General features: G+C 38.9%; 1 protein-coding gene. It reads left to right on the top strand.

The window, feature by feature from the left end:
* Window positions 1–252 (top strand): hypothetical protein (locus tag L0M85_RS09965; RefSeq protein WP_238656953.1); only part of this gene is annotated, 252 nt, incomplete at both ends.

Genomic DNA, 252 nt, shown 5'->3' with positions numbered 1-252 from the left:
AACTTGTTAAAAGATTAGAAAAAGAGGGACGACAAGCGAATCCAGAAGAACAAGAGCTACTAGCCAAGTATGTCGGCTGGGGTGGTCTTGCCAATGAATTTTTCGATGAACTCAATCCAAAGTATGAAGCAGAACGTTTAACTCTTAAGAGTTTAGTAAGTAAATCAGAATACTCCGCCATGAAACAAAGTTCTCTCACAGCCTATTATACAGACCCAATGATTATTCGCCAGATTTGGCAAAAATTACTGG

The organism is Streptococcus sp. DFI.7.26 (assembly GCF_022240605.1).
Lineage (GTDB): Bacteria > Bacillota > Bacilli > Lactobacillales > Streptococcaceae > Streptococcus > Streptococcus xiaochunlingii.
This window is presented reverse-complemented; position numbering and strand designations above follow the sequence as displayed.